Source organism: Nocardioides sp. S-1144 (assembly GCF_005954645.2).
Classification (GTDB): Bacteria; Actinomycetota; Actinomycetes; order Propionibacteriales; family Nocardioidaceae; genus Nocardioides; species Nocardioides dongxiaopingii.
Window position 1 is genome coordinate 4087416 of record NZ_CP040695.2, and the last position, 14362, is coordinate 4101777.

General features: G+C 73.0%; 11 protein-coding genes. 3 read left to right on the forward strand and 8 right to left on the reverse strand.

The features are described 5' to 3' along the window. Positions 1 to 40 precede the first annotated feature (40 nt). Genes FE634_RS19285 through FE634_RS19300 form a run of 4 tightly spaced genes read right to left on the reverse strand, consistent with a single transcriptional unit; the run spans position 41 to position 3102 of the window. Positions 41 to 1096: a sulfate/molybdate ABC transporter ATP-binding protein gene (locus FE634_RS19285; protein ID WP_138876813.1), complete on the reverse strand. Its 1056-nt coding sequence runs from the start codon at positions 1094 to 1096 to the stop codon at positions 41 to 43. Next, on the reverse strand, positions 1093 to 1890 hold the full coding sequence (locus tag FE634_RS19290; protein ID WP_138876814.1) for an ABC transporter permease: 798 nt from the start codon (positions 1888 to 1890) through the stop codon (positions 1093 to 1095). The genes FE634_RS19285 and FE634_RS19290 overlap by 4 nt, the downstream gene beginning before the upstream one ends. A 26-nt stretch (positions 1891 to 1916) precedes the next feature. Further along, a complete protein-coding gene (gene modA, locus FE634_RS19295) occupies positions 1917 to 2669 on the reverse strand; it encodes a molybdate ABC transporter substrate-binding protein (RefSeq protein WP_138876815.1) in 753 nt (250 codons plus the stop codon). Positions 2670 to 2706: 37 nt separating this feature from the next. Beyond that, entirely contained in the window at positions 2707 to 3102 is a 396-nt protein-coding gene (locus tag FE634_RS19300) for a TOBE domain-containing protein (protein ID WP_138876816.1), read from the reverse strand. A gap of 98 nt (positions 3103 to 3200) precedes the next feature. On the opposite strand from FE634_RS19300, the gene FE634_RS19305 reads away from it, so the two are divergent. Further along, complete coding sequence (locus FE634_RS19305; protein ID WP_137294049.1) at positions 3201 to 3950, forward strand: ABC transporter permease; 750 nt, start codon at positions 3201 to 3203, stop codon at positions 3948 to 3950. Between the two features lie 207 nt (positions 3951 to 4157). Here the strand turns inward: FE634_RS19305 and hutU are convergent, their stop codons facing one another. Together hutU and hutH are read right to left on the reverse strand one after the other, a co-directional pair. Continuing rightward, positions 4158 to 5849, reverse strand: a complete 1692-nt coding sequence (gene hutU / locus FE634_RS19310; protein ID WP_148240887.1) for a urocanate hydratase — start codon at positions 5847 to 5849, stop codon at positions 4158 to 4160. Then, on the reverse strand, positions 5846 to 7414 hold the full coding sequence (gene hutH, locus FE634_RS19315) for a histidine ammonia-lyase (RefSeq protein ID WP_138876817.1): 1569 nt from the start codon (positions 7412 to 7414) through the stop codon (positions 5846 to 5848). Before hutH ends, hutU begins: the two co-directional genes overlap by 4 nt. Positions 7415 to 7742: 328 nt before the next feature. Between hutH and FE634_RS19320 the strand changes: the two genes are divergently transcribed. Beyond that, positions 7743 to 11573: a heterodisulfide reductase-related iron-sulfur binding cluster gene (locus FE634_RS19320; protein ID WP_187366758.1), complete on the forward strand. Its 3831-nt coding sequence runs from the start codon at positions 7743 to 7745 to the stop codon at positions 11571 to 11573. Positions 11574 to 11654: 81 nt separating this feature from the next. Then, positions 11655 to 12296, forward strand: coding sequence for a GNAT family N-acetyltransferase (locus tag FE634_RS19325; protein WP_148240888.1), 642 nt, complete (start codon positions 11655 to 11657; stop codon positions 12294 to 12296). An 18-nt stretch (positions 12297 to 12314) separates the two neighbouring features. Here FE634_RS19325 and FE634_RS19330 read toward each other — a convergent pair whose 3' ends face one another. Continuing rightward, on the reverse strand, positions 12315 to 12596 hold the full coding sequence (locus FE634_RS19330; RefSeq protein WP_148240889.1) for a hypothetical protein: 282 nt from the start codon (positions 12594 to 12596) through the stop codon (positions 12315 to 12317). 13 nt (positions 12597 to 12609) lie between these two features. After that, positions 12610 to 14328, reverse strand: coding sequence for a sodium:solute symporter family protein (locus tag FE634_RS19335; protein ID WP_187366901.1), 1719 nt, complete (start codon positions 14326 to 14328; stop codon positions 12610 to 12612). Positions 14329 to 14362: the final 34 nt, after the last annotated feature.

Below are 14362 nucleotides of genomic sequence, written 5' to 3' on the forward strand. Positions count from 1 at the left end.
ACGGGGATCCGCGTCGTCACGACCGGGATCCGCGTCGCGGTCAGTGCACGTAGACCGAGACCTCGGTCGCCTTGACGCTGAACGCGACCCGGTCGCCCGGGACCAGCGCCAGCTCGGCGGCCGCCTGCGCGGTGACGTCGGCGCTGACCAGGTCGGAGCGGATCCGGATCAGGTCGCCGCGCGGCTCGACGTGGCTCACGGTCGCGTCGAGCACGTTGCGCGGGCTCCCGTGCGGCGGCTCGCGGTAGATCGACACCGCGGTGGGCCGGAACACCGCGAGCACGGAGTCACCCGGGGCCGGGGCCGGTCCCACGACGCGGCCCTGCACGACCGCGCCGGCGTCGAGGCGCACGGCGCCGTCGTCCCAGCGGCCGGCGAGCAGGTTGAGCCCGGCGAGCCGGGCCGCGAAAGCGCTGCGCGGTCGGGCGAGCACGTCGGCGCTGGCGCCGTCCTCGACCACCGCACCGTCCTCGACCACGACGACCCGGTCGGCCAGCAGCAGGGCGTCGAGGACGTCGTGGGTGACCAGGACGGTGGTCCGCTCGGCCAGCACCTCGCGCAGGGTGTGCCGCAGCGCGGGCCGGACGTCGACGTCGAGCGCGGCCATCGGCTCGTCGAGCAGGAGGAGGTGCGGGCGGGCGGCCAGGGCCCGGGCGACGGCGACCCGTTGCGCCTGGCCGCCCGACAGCCGGCTCGGCCGCCGCTCGCCGAGGTGACCGACCCCGACCCGATCCAGCCAGCCGGCGGCCTGCTCGCGGGACTCGCTGCGGGAGGCGCCGGAGCTCCGCGGTCCGAAGGCCACGTTGTCGAGCGCGCTCAGGTGGGGGAAGAGGAGTGGCTCCTGGGCCAGCAGCGCGACGCCCCGGCGGTGCGGCGCGACGTCGACCCGGGCCCGGCCGGCCCCGACGTCGGTGAGCGGTCGTCCGTCGAGCACGACCCGCCCCTCGTCCGGGCGCAGCAGCCCGGCGAGGACCGAGAGCACCGTCGACTTGCCCGCGCCGTTGGGACCGAGGATCGCCACGGTCTCGCCCGTCCCCACCGAGAAGGCCAGGTCGACGCCGCGCTCGGCGACCCGGGCCGACACCTCGAGGCTCACCGGGTGCTCCCCCGTCCCTGTCGGGCCAGCCCGATCACCACGACGGCGACCACGACCAGCACCAGCGCGAGCGCGACGGCGGCGTCGGGGTCGGTCACCCGCTCCTGGTAGATCAGCGAGGGCAGGGTCTGGGTGGTGCCCTGCAGACTGCCGGCGAAGGTGACCGTGGCACCGAACTCGCCGAGGGCCCGGGCGAAGGCGAGCACCGCCCCGGACAGCAGCCCCGGCAGCACCAGCGGCAGCGTGACCCGCCGGAAGACGGTGGACGGGCCGGCCCCGAGGGTGGCCGCGACGACCTCGTACCGCTGACCCGCCGTCCGCAGCGCGCCCTCGAGGCTGACGACCAGGAACGGCATCGACACGAAGGTCTGCGCCATCACGACCGCGGTCGAGGAGAACGCGATCTCGATCCCCCACGCGCTGAACGTCTCGCCGAGCAGGCCACGGCGACCGAACGTGTAGAGCAGCGCCAGCCCACCGACCACCGGCGGCAGCACCAGCGGGAGCAGCACCAGGGAGCGCAGCACGCCCTGGCCGCGGAACTCGGTGCGCGCCAGGACGACGGCCATCGGCACGCCGAGCAGCACGCACAGCACGGTGCTCACCGCCGACGTCCGCAGGCTCAGCCACAGCGCGGCCCGGGACGAGTCGGAGGTGATGAGCGGGACGAAGTTGGCCCAGTCGACCCGCGCCACGATCGCGACCAGCGGCAGCAGCACGAAGACCGCACCCAGGGCGGCGGGGACGAAGACCCAGCCGGGCAGACCCGTCGGGCGGGCGCGCGCCGTCACCACGCGGTCACCGGCTCATCACGCAGACATCATGGAGCAGGCGCGAACCCGGCGTCCCCGAGGACGCCTTGTCCGGCCTCGCCGAGCACCAGGTCGACGAACTCCTGGGCCAGGTCGCCCTCCTCGCTGTCGGCCAGCACCACGATCGGGTAGGTGTTGACGACCTCGGCGGCCTCGGGGAACTCGATGCCCTCGACCGCCTCGCCGGCCGCGATCACGTCGGTGACGTAGACGAGACCGGCGTCAGCCTCGCCCGAGGTCACCTTGCCGAGGACGTCGGTGACCGACTGCTCCTCGCTGACCGGGCTGAGGGTGATCCCGGTGTTCTCGGAGACCTTCTGCGTCGCGGCGCCGCACGGCACCTCGGGCGCGCAGACGACGAGCTTCACGTCGGCGCCCGCCAGGTCGGCGAAACCCGTGACCCCGGCCGGGTTCCCGGGCGGGACGACGATCTGCAGCGTGTTGGTGGCGAAGTCGACGGGGTCGCCGGCCTCGAGCCCGTCGGTGGTGATCTTGTCCATGTTGGGGAGGTCGGCGGAGGCGAAGACGTCGGCGTCCGCGCCCTCCTGGATCGCGGTCACCAGGTCGGAGGAGCCCGAGAAGTTCAGCTCGACGTCGACGCCGTCGTGCTCCTGCTCGAACACCTCCGCCACCTCCTCGAACGTCGCGGTGAGCGAGGCGGCGGCATAGACGTTCAGGGTCGTGCCCTCGTCGTCCCCACCGCACGCGGCGAGAGCGGGCGCCAGCAGGAACGCGGCGGCGAGCAGGGCGGTACGGCGCATCCGGGGTGCCTCTCGGTTGGACAGCTGCGGAGGTGGTTCAGGGGGTCTCGACCACGACGTTGGTGGACTTCACCGACGCGACGACCCGGGAGCCCGGCTCGAGCCCGAGCTCGTCGGCGGCCTCGGCGCTCATCAGCGACACCAGGCGGTAGGGCCCGCAGACCATGTCGACCTGCGCCATCACGACGTCCTTCTTGACCGCGACGACGATGCCCGCGAGCCGGTTGCGCGCGCTGACGTGCGCGGCCCGCGTGCTCTCACGGTCGGGGTCGTCGGCCAGCGAGACGGCCAGGGCCGCCAGGTCGGCCCCGGCGATCTCGGCGCGGCCGGTCGAGGTGTCGGCGACGACCCGGCCGGCGTCGATCCAGCGGCGCAGGGTGTCGTCGCTGACGCCGAGCAGGCCGGCGGCCTCGGAGACGCGGTACGTCGTCATGGCCCCACAGTAGCCGCACCTGCGGCAACTCGTCACCGAAAACTCCGCATCTGCGGTTCTGTTCGTCGTCGCCCGGGTCCGGGTCTAGGTTGACGGCGATGAGCACCGTCGCCGACCACGCCCTCTTCGGGCTCGGCCTGCTGGTGCTGTGCGGCTCCACCCTGGCCCTGGCGCGGTGGGCCCGCCTCGACCTGGGGTGGTTCCCCCTCTGGGCGCTGGTGCGTGCGACGGTCCAGCTGAGCGCGATCGCCCTCATCCTGAGCGGGGTGCTCGCCGCCCCGGCGACGGTGGCGGCGTTCCTCGTCCTCATGGTCTCCACCGCCTCGCTCACCGCCGCCGGTCGCCTCAAGGGGTTGCGGCACGGACGCCGGGTCGCCGTGCTCGGGGTCGTCGTCGGCTCGGCGGTCACCCTGGCGCTGGTGCTGGCGCTGGGCCTGGTCGACCTCGAGGCCCGCTACGTGGTCGCGGTCGCCGGCATCGTGATCGGCAACACCATGAGCGCCGCGACGCTCACCGGCCGGCACTTCCTCCACGACACCCGTCAGCGACGCGACGAGGTCGAGGCCTGGTTCGCGCTCGGCGCGAGCCCCAGCCAGGCCCACGACGAGATCGGACGCACCGCCGTGCGGGAGGCGCTGCTGCCCAACCTCGACCAGACGAAGTCCACCGGCCTGGTCACGCTGCCCGGGGCGTTCGTGGGTGCTCTCTTCGGCGGCGCCGACCCCGTGGAGGCGGCCCAGTTCCAGCTCGTCGTCCTGGCCGGGCTCGGCCTGGCGATGACCACGACCGGCGTCATCGTCGCGCGGCTGGCCGGCCGGACGCCGTACCTGCCCGAGCAGGACGGCTGAGGAACGCGATCCCCGTCGTGCGGGATCCCCGTCGTACGGGATCCCCGTCGTACGGGATCCCCGTCGTACGGGATCCCCGTCGTACGGGATCCCCGTCGTACGGGATCCCCGTCGTACGGGATCCCCGTCGTACGGGATCCCCGTCGTACGGGATCCCCGTCGTACGGGATCCCCGTCGTACGGGATCCCCGTCGTACGGGATCCCCGTCAGGCCTCGCGCATCGGCACCCGGACGTCACGTTCGACCGCGACCTCCACGGCGCGGTCGTAGCCGGCGTCGACGTGCCGGATGACGCCCATGCCGGGGTCGTTGGTGAGCACGCGCTCGATCTTGGCCGCCGCCAGCTCCGTCCCGTCGGCGACGCAGACCTGGCCGGCGTGCAGGGAGCGGCCCATGCCGACGCCGCCGCCGTGGTGGAAGGAGACCCACGTCGCGCCGGAGGCGGTGTTGACCAGGGCGTTGAGGATCGCCCAGTCGGCGATCGCGTCGGAGCCGTCGAGCATCGCCTCGGTCTCGCGGTACGGCGAGGCGACCGACCCGCAGTCGAGGTGGTCGCGACCGATCACGACGGGGGCCGAGAGCTCGCCGGAGGCGACCATCTCGTTGAACCTCAGCCCGGCGAGGTGGCGCTCGCCGTACCCGAGCCAGCAGATCCGGGCCGGCAGGCCCTGGAAGGCGACCCGCTCGCCGGCCATGGTGATCCACTTGTGCAGGCGCTCGTTCTGCGCCGACTCGTGGGCGGGGAAGAGCTCGAGGATCGCCCGGTCGGTGGCGGCGATGTCGGCCGGGTCGCCCGAGAGCGCCGCCCAGCGGAACGGCCCCCGGCCCTCGCAGAACAGGGGCCGGATGTAGGCCGGCACGAAGCCGGGGAACTCGAAGGCGCGGTCGTAGCCGCCCTTGCGGGCCTCGTCACGGATGGAGTTGCCGTAGTCGAAGACCTCGGCGCCCTTGTCCTGGAACTCCACCATCGCCCGCACGTGGGCGGCCATCGAGGCCTGCGCGTCCTTGGTGAAGCCGGCCGGGTCACGGTCGGCGGCGTCGGCCCAGTCGTCGACGCCGACGCCGACCGGGAGGTAGCTGAGCGGGTCGTGCGCCGACGTCTGGTCGGTGACGACGTCGATCGGGGCGTCCATCTCGAGCAGCAGCGGGAAGATCTCGGCGGCGTTGCCGAGCAGCCCGATCGACAGCGGCCGCCTGGCGTCGCGCGCGGCGACGGCGCGGGCGACGGCGTCCTCGACGGAGTCGGCCTGCTCGTCGAGGTAGCGGTGCTCGATGCGGCGGGTGATCCGCGCCTGGTCGACCTCGACGCAGATCGCCACGCCGTCGTTCATCGTGACGGCGAGCGGCTGCGCGCCGCCCATCCCGCCGAGGCCGGCGGTGAGCGTGATGGTGCCGGCCAGGGTGCCGCCGAACCGCTTGTCGGCGACCGCCGCGAAGGTCTCGAAGGTGCCCTGGAGGATCCCCTGCGTGCCGATGTAGATCCAGGAGCCGGCGGTCATCTGGCCGTACATCGTGAGGCCGAGGTCCTCGAGGCGCCGGAACTCCTCCCAGTTCGCCCAGTCGCCGACGAGGTTGGAGTTCGCGATCAGCACCCGCGGCGCCCACGCGTGGGTGCGCATGACGCCGACCGGGCGACCCGACTGCACCAGCATCGTCTCGTCGTCGCCCAGCGTCGTGAGCGTGCGGACCAGCGCGTCGTAGGAGGGCCAGTCGCGCGCGGCCTTGCCGGTGCCGCCGTAGACGACGAGGTCCTCGGGACGCTCGGCGTTCTCGGGGTCGAGGTTGTTCATCAGCATCCGCAGCGGCGCCTCGGTCTGCCACGAGCGCGCGGTCAGGTCGGTGCCGCGCACGGCGCGGATGGGCAGGCGGGGGTTGGCCGGGTTCACCGAGGGGGTCACTGGAGCTCTCCGATCACTTCTTCGACGGCGGTGACGACGGCGCCCGACGCGACCAGCGTGACCGCGGCCTCGATCTCGGGCGCCAGGTGGCGGTCGGGGCCGGGGCCCGCGACGCCGGACGAGCGGAGCAGGGCGACGACGGCGGCGGTGGCCGGCGACGGCACGAGCGGGGCGCGCAGGTCGAGCGCGCGGGCGGCGGTGAGCACCTCGACCGCGACGACGCGGGTCAGCCCGTCGACCGAGTGGCGCAGCTTCCGCGCCGCCGACCACCCCATCGACACGTGGTCCTCCTGCATCGCGCTCGACGGGATCGAGTCCACCGACGCCGGCACCGCGAGCCGCTTGAGCTCCGACACGATCGCCGCCTGCGTGTACTGCGCGATCATGTGGCCGCTGTCGACGCCCGGGTCGTCGGCGAGGAACGGCGGCAGCCCGTGGCTGCGGTTGCGGTCCAGGAACCGGTCGGTGCGCCGCTCGCTCATCGAGGCGACGTCGGCCGCGGCGATCGCGAGGAAGTCGAGCACGTAGCCGACGGGCGCGCCGTGGAAGTTGCCGTTCGACTCCACCCGCCCCTCGTCGGGCAGCACGACGGGGTTGTCGACGGCCGCGCAGAGCTCGCGGCCGGCGACGGTGGCGGCGTGCTCGAGGGTGTCGCGCGCGGCGCCGTGCACCTGCGGTGCGCAGCGCAGCGAGTAGGCGTCCTGGACGCGGTTGCAGTCGGGCCCCCGGTGCGAGGCGACCACCCCGGAGTCGGCCAGCAGCCGCACCAGGTTGGCCGCCGAGGCCGCCTGGCCCGGGTGCGGGCGCAGCGCCTGCAGCTCGGCCGCGAAGACCCGGTCGGTGCCGAGCTGGCCCTCCACCGACATCGCCGCGGCGACGTCGGCGGTGCGGAGCAGGCGGCGCAGGTCCTCGATCGCCAGGACCAGCATGCCGAGCATCCCGTCGGTGCCGTTGATGAGCGCCAGGCCCTCCTTGGCGGCGAGCTCGACGGGCTCGAGCCCGACCGCGGCGAGCGCCGTGGCGGCGTCGACCAGCGCACCGGACGCGTCGCGCACCGGCCCCTCGCCCATCAGCGCGAGCGCGCAGTGCGAGAGCGGCGCGAGGTCGCCCGAGCAGCCCAGCGAGCCGTGCTCGTGGACCACGGGCGTGATGCCGTGGGTGAGCAGCCCGGCCAGCAGCTGCGCGGTCTCCCGCCGGACGCCGGTGTGGCCGGTCGCCAGCGTCGAGAGCCGCAGCAGCATGAGCGCCCGCGTCACCTCCCGCTCCACCTCGGGCCCGGAGCCGGCCGCGTGCGACCGCACCAGCGAACGCTGCAGCTGCGCCCGCATCTCGGTCGGGATGTGACGGGTCGCGAGGGCCCCGAACCCGGTCGAGACGCCGTAGGCCGGGGTCGCCCCGGCCGCCAGCTCCTCGATCACCGCGCGCGCCCGGTCGATCGCGGTGAGCGCGTCCTCCCCGATCACGACCGGGGCCCCGCCACGGGCGACCGCGACGACGTCGGCGAAGGAGACGGGACCGGTGCCGACGACGACGGCGTCGAGGGCGGGGCGCGAGGAGGCAGTCACCCGCCCATCCAAACGCCTCCGCACCGCCACGGCCACCCCGCGCCCCGACGCCCGCGCCCCGACGCCCCGGCCGGCCCCACGCGTGCAATTGCCGAGCTTGGCTCGATTCTCGGCGGCGGAGTCGAGCCAGTCGCGGCAATTGCGGCGATGGGGCCAGTTCGCGCCGGCGGGCGGGGCCGGGTCGGGTGGGCTGACCTCGCACGGCAAGTTACCAGCGGGTAGGATCCATCTCACCCCGACGCAGTCCTGACGACCCCCGAGCCCGACCCCTAGGCTCGCAGCCGCCCCTGGGTGCACCGGGAGCACCCGAACGACTGGAGTCCCCCGCATGCAGATCGCCGCGATCGTCATCGCTCTCGCCCTGACGGCCGTCGCCGTCGTGTCCGTGACCCGGGCCGTGCGCCAGATGGTGGCGGTCATGAAGCAGGGCCAGCCCATCACGGGACGGACCGACCGGCCCGGCCGTCGCACGGCGACGATGTTCGTCGAGACCTTCGGCCACACCCGGATGCTGCAGTGGCACTGGGTCGGGATCATGCACTGGTTCGTCTACCTGGCCTTCATCGTCCTCAGCTCGGCCGTGCTCACCGGCTACTTCCAGCTCTTCGACCCCGAGTTCGCGCTGCCGCTCATCGGCCACTTCTTCCTGTTCGAGTGGCTCAGCGAGGGCATCGGCCTGCTCGGCACGGTCGGCATCGTCTTCCTCATCGTCTACCGCCAGATCAACCACCCGCGGCGCCAGGGCCGCGACAGCCGCTTCTACAAGTCGAACTTCTGGCAGGCCTACTTCGTCGAGGCGATGGCGCTGCTCGAGGGGTCCGCGATCCTGTTCATCCGCGGCGCGGAGTACAACCTCGGCCAGATCGCCAGCGACCACCCCGAGGACTTCGACCGGTTCCACTTCCCGATCAGCTCGTTCTTCGGCAACCTCTACCCCGACGGCGTCGAGGGCAACGAGGCGACGCTCGAGAACATCATCATCGCGATCGCCCTGTTCAAGATCGTGCTCGCGATGGTCTGGCTGCTCGTGATCTCCCGCAACCTCACCATGGGCGTCGCCTGGCACCGCTTCACCGCCTGGCCCAACATCTGGTTCAAGCGCGAGGGGTCGGGCCGCACGGCCCTCGGCGCCGTCAAGCAGCTGACGTCGGCCGGCAAGCCGATCAGCCTCGACGACATCGACGACCTCGACGAGGACTCCCCCCTCGGCGTCGGGACCGTCGAGGACTTCTCGTGGAAGGGCATCCTCGACTTCACGACCTGCACCGAGTGCGGCCGCTGCCAGTCGCAGTGCCCGGCCTGGAACACCGAGAAGCCGCTGTCGCCCAAGCTCCTCATCACCGCCCTGCGCGACCACGCCTACGCGAAGGCCGGGGCCACCGGCGACGACCGCGAGGACGCCGCCGCCCGCTCCCTGATCGGCAAGGCCGGCGAGGGCGACTGGTTCTACAACCCCGAGGGTGCCGACTTCGTCATCGACGAGGACGTCCTGTGGTCCTGCACCTCCTGCGGGGCCTGCGTGCAGCAGTGCCCGGTCGACATCGAGCACGTCGACCACATCATCGACATGCGCCGCCACCAGATCCTGGTGGAGTCGAACTTCCCCGCCGAGCTCAACGGGCTCTTCAAGGGCCTGGAGAACAAGGGCAACCCGTGGAACATGTCCGCCTCGGCGCGGATGGACTGGGCCAAGGGCCTCGACTTCGAGGTCAAGGTCGTCGGCGAGAGCATCGAGTCCCTCGACGAGGTCGACTGGCTCTTCTGGGTCGGCTGCGCCGGCGCCTACGAGGACCGCGCGAAGAAGACCACCCGCGCCGTGGCCGAGCTGCTCGACATGGCCGGTGTCTCGTTCGGCGTCCTCGGCAACGGCGAGACCTGCACCGGTGACCCGGCCCGCCGCGCCGGCAACGAGTTCGTCTTCCAGGGCCTCGCCACGCAGAACGCCGAGACCCTCAAGGAGTACAAGGTCAAGAAGGTCGTCTCGACCTGCGCGCACTGCTTCAACACGCTCAAGAACGAGTACCAGGAGTTCGGCGTCGAGCTCGAGGTCGTGCACCACACCCAGCTCCTCAACCGGCTGGTGCGCGAGGGCAGGCTGACGCCCGTCAGCGACGGTGCCGGCGCCCAGAAGCGCTCGATCACCTACCACGACCCCTGCTACATCGGCCGTCACAACGGCGTCTACACGCCGCCGCGCGAGCTGCTCCAGATCCTCCCGGGCGCGACCTACGTCGAGATGGAGCGCAACTCCGAGCGCTCCTTCTGCTGCGGCGCCGGCGGCGCGCGGATGTGGATGGAGGAGAACATCGGTGAGCGGATCAACGTCAACCGCACCACGGAGGCCATCGAGACCGGCGCCGACCAGATCGCCGTCGGCTGCCCGTTCTGCCGCGTGATGCTCTCCGACGGCCTCACCGCCGCGCAGGACAAGGGCAACGCCCGCGAGGAGGTCGAGGTCCTCGACGTCGCGCAGATGCTGCTCGCCTCGGTCAAGGGCGAGCAGGCCACCAAGCTCGCCCCCGGCGCCGGCGCAGCCGCGGCTGCCGCCGCGAACGGTGCCGCCCAGGACGTCGCGACCAAGGCCGAGCCCGAAGCGGGCGACGAGACCGACACCGCCGACACGATCACCAGCACCGAGGACGCCGGCCCCCTGGCCAAGGCGTCGGGCGGGTCGTCGCTCTTCGACGACCCGGAGGCGAAGGACGAGCCCGCCGCCACCGCGTCCGCCGACGCCACCCCCGCCGAGGAGGCGAGGGCCGCGACGCCGGCGTCGTCCGGCGGTTCGCTCTTCGACGTCGACGACGCCGCGGACGCCACGGGCACCGACGAGCCGGCCCAGGACGAGCCGACCACCGCGCCGGCGTCCGGCGGGTCGCTGTTCCACCTCGGCGGCGACGACCAGCCCGCCGCGAAGTCCGAGCCGGCAACGCCGGAGCCCGCAAAGGCCCCGGACGACGAGCTGAGCCCGACGACCGACCTCGGGTCGGGCGGCTCCCTCTTCGACCTCGGCAACGACGAGCCGGCCGCGAAGGCAGAGCCGGCTGCGAAGGCGGAGTCGGCTGCGAAGGTGGAGCCGGCTGCGAAGGCCGACCCGGAGCCGACCACCGAGCTCGGCGCGGGCGGCTCGCTCTTCGACGTCGCAGCCGACGAGCCGGCCGCCAAGGCCGCCGAGCCGGAGCCCGCGGAGGAGCCGACCGAGCCGGCGAAGCCCGCCGAGCAGCCGTCGGTCGACCTCGGGTCGGGCGGCTCCCTGTTCGACATCGCCGCACCCGAGCCGACGACCACCTCGGCACCCGCCGCCCCGGCGCCGGCCGAGCCGGAGCAGCAGCCGGCCGCGGCGGAGCCCGTGGTGGAGCAGCCCGCCGCGACCACGACGACCCGTGCGGCAGCCACGCCGGTCGCCGAGGTGCCGGAGGGCGGCTCGCTCTTCGACATCGTCGCTCCGGAGCCGGTCGCCGTCGCGGCGCCCGCCGAGCCTGCCGCTGCCCCGGAGCCCGAGCCGGAGCCGACCCCCGAGCCCGCCCCCGAGCCCACGCCCGAGCCCGAGCCCACGCCCGAGCCCGAGCCCGAGCCCACGCCCGAGCCCGAGCCCGAGCCGGCAGCGGACCCCACGCCGGCGGCGTCCGCGACGCGGACGGCCACGGTCCCGGGGTCCGAGATCCCGGAGGGCGGCTCGCTCTTCGACATCATCGCGCCCGAGCCGGTCGCCGTCGCCGCCGCACCCACCCCGACGGTCACCCCCGCGGCCGAGCCGGATGCTTCCGCCGAGCCGGCGCGGGAGACGAGCCCCGAGCCCGCCGAGGAGCCGACGGCCGCCGCCGAGCCCGAGCCCGAGTCGGAGGCGGAATCTGAGTCGGCACGGTCCGTCCGCGAGGGCGAGCCGGGCACGCTGTCCGGTGGCGCGGCGGTCAGCGCCGCCGCGACCGCGATCGCCTCCGACGAGCCCGAGCCCGAGCCCGCCGCCGCGGTGGCCGAGCCCGAGGTCCAGACCGAGCCCGAGGCCCAGGCCCAGGCCCAGGCGGAGCCTGAGGCCGAGCCCGACGTCGGGCCGGACCCGGAGCCCGAGGACGAGCCCCGGCCGACGAGCACGAGCAGCGGCGAGGCCCACCAGCCCCGCACGGACGTGGAGATCGGCGAGGGCTCGCTCTTCGACCTCTGAGCCCCGAGCTCGATCCCCTGATGACGGCGGCGGACCCGGAACCCGGGTGCGCCGCCGTCGCTGCGTCGGCGACACTGACGCGTGCTCGCCGACATCTGGCCCACCTACGGTCTCCGCGTCCGGACCGGACGCCTCTGCCTCCGCCTGCCCGACCTCGACGAGCTGGCCGCGCTGGCCGAGCTCGCCGGCCGCGGCGTGCACGGCCCGGAGGAGCGCCCGTTCCTGACGCCGTGGACCGACGGCACCCCCACCGAGCGGGCCGCGCGCGTGCTCCGCGGTCACTGGTCCCAGCTGCACGCGTGGCGACCCGAGGACTGGTCGCTGGGGCTCTGCGTCTTCCTCGACGACCGGCCGGTGGGCGCGGTGTCGCTGCGCGCCCGGGACTTCCGGGTCGTGCGCGAGGTGACGACGTCCTCGTGGCTCGGCGTCGAGCACCAGGGGGCCGGTCTCGGCACGGAGGCCCGGGTCGGGCTGCTGACGCTGGCCTTCGACCACCTCGGCGCCCTCGACGCCACCACCGAGGTCTTCCCCGACAACCGGGCGTCCCAGGGCGTCTCGCGCAGGCTCGGCTACCTGCCCGACGGGATCTCGCGCGACGCGCGCGGCGAGGAGGCGCTCGTCTCCGACCGGCTGCGCCTCACCGCGGCGCGCTGGGCCGGGCAGCAGCACCCCGACGTCACCGTCGAGGGCGTGGACGCCGCCCGGGCCATGTTCCTCGGCTGACGACCCGGACCGCCCGCGTCAGCGCTTCGGCGGGGTCAGGTCCTCGGGCGAGTCGACGTGCTCGGGCACGACGATCGGGCGCACCCGCGACCAGATCATGAACCCGGCGCCGACGGCGGCCAGCGCGAGGCCCGCCCACAGGTTGGCGTTGACGCCCGCGGAGTTCTCCCCGCCCTCGTCGCCCGAGACGAGCCGGGTGACGAGCAGGATGGCGCCGTAGACGAACAACAGCGCGCCGATGACGTTGCGGATGTCGAGCGCGCCCGCGGTGTGCTTCTTGGAGCCGGTCGGCTGAGCCATGGTCGCTCCTTCCCTAGAAGATGAAGTTGAGGACGACGACGAGACCCAGCGCGACGCCCGCGAGCGGCACGGTGCGCCGGTACCAGGGGTACCCCGCCTCGTTCTCGTCGACGAGCGTGTCCTTCGGCGTCTCGGAGTAGACCAGCCCGACGAGCTCGGACGCCGGCCGGGGCTTGGTCACCAGCGAGATCACGACGCTGAGCACGATGTCGACGGCGAAGGCGGCGCCGGCGGCCACGAACGAGGCGCCCTGACCGCTGAGCCCGATCACCCCGAGGCTGGCGCTGCCGAAGGCGTCCTCGCTGAGGAACGCCACCGCCACCGCCGAGAGGGTGCCGGCAACCAGGCCGATCCAGGCGGCGGTCGGCGTCATCCGCTTCCAGAACATGCCGAGGATGAACGTCGCGAACAGCGGCGCGTTGAAGAACCCGAACAGCGTCTGGAGGTAGTCCATGATGTTGTCGAAGTTGGCCGCCAGCCCGGCGGTGAAGATCGCGACCACGGTGGCGCCGATGGTGGCGAGGCGCCCGACCTTCAGGTAGTAGCCGTCGCTGCGGTCCTTGACGGCGTAGGACTGCCACAGGTCGTAGCTGAAGACGGTGTTGAACGCCGAGATGTTGGCCGCCATGCCGGCCATGAACGCCGCCAGCAGGCCGGCGATCGCGATGCCGAGCAGGCCGTTCGGCAGGACGTCGCGCATCAGGTAGAGCAGCGAGTCGTTGAACTTCACGCCGTCCCCGGACGCGCCGCCCGCCACCGTCTCGCCCGCCTTGGTCTGGACGATCTCGGCCACCGCGACGGCGGCGATCATGCCGGGCAGGATCGTGATGAAGGGGACCAGGATCTTTGGGAAGGCACCGATGATCGGGGTCTTGCGCGCCGAGGAGATCGAGTCGGAGGCCATCGCCCGCTGCACCTCGACGAAGTTCGTCGTCCAGTAGCCGAAGGAGAGCACGAAGCCGAGGCCGAGGACGATGCCGATGACCGACAGCACCTCGTTGTCGATGCCGGTCAGGTTGGTGCCGGGCCACGAGTTGAGCTGGGCGTCGGCGTCGGCGGCCGTCGGCGCCGCCTCGGTGATCTTGTCCTTCAGCCCGCTGTAGCCGCCGACCTGGTGCAGGCCGATCAGGGTCAGCGGCAGCAGGGCGGCCACGATCACGAAGAACTGCAGCACCTCGTTGTAGATCGCCGCGCTCAGCCCGCCGAGCGTGATGTAGGTGAGGACGACGACCGCGGCCACCACGAGGGAGATCCAGAGCTCCCACCCGAGCATCGCCTTGATGATGCTGGCGAGCAGGTAGAGGTTGATGCCGGCGATGAGCAGCTGCGCCACCGCGAAGGAGAGCGCGTTGACCAGGTGCGCCGCGGGACCGAAGCGCCGGAGCATGAACTCCGGCACCGAGCGGACCTTCGAGCCGTAGTAGAAGGGCATCATCACCACGCCGAGGAAGAGCATGGCCGGGATCGCGCCGATCCAGAAGTAGTGCAGCGTCGGCAGCCCGAACTCCGCGCCGTTGGCCGACATGCCCATGATCTCGACCGCGCCGAGGTTGGCCGAGACGAAGGCCAGGCCGGTCACCCAGGCCGGCAGCGACCTCCCGGACAGGAAGAAGTCGACCGAGTCGGAGACCTGACGGCGCGCCATCACCCCGATCCCGAGCACGAACGCGAAGTAGATGCCGACGATCAGGTAGTCGACGAAGTTCGCGTCGATGATCGTGGCCATCGGCAGCACCGAGGACATGTGGGTTCCCTCCCGGGGGGTC

Bases quoted from the DNA above. Each gene is read 5' to 3' on its own strand.
- modA (WP_138876815.1), bottom strand. From the start codon at position 2,669: ATGCGCCGTACCGCCCTGCTCGCCGCCGCGTTCCTGCTGGCGCCCGCT.
- FE634_RS19300 (WP_138876816.1), bottom strand. From the start codon at position 3,102: ATGACGACGTACCGCGTCTCCGAGGCCGCCGGCCTGCTCGGCGTCAGC.
- FE634_RS19305 (WP_137294049.1), top strand. From the start codon at position 3,201: ATGAGCACCGTCGCCGACCACGCCCTCTTCGGGCTCGGCCTGCTGGTG.
- FE634_RS19320 (WP_187366758.1), top strand. From the start codon at position 7,743: ATGCAGATCGCCGCGATCGTCATCGCTCTCGCCCTGACGGCCGTCGCC.
- FE634_RS19330 (WP_148240889.1), bottom strand. From the start codon at position 12,596: ATGGCTCAGCCGACCGGCTCCAAGAAGCACACCGCGGGCGCGCTCGAC.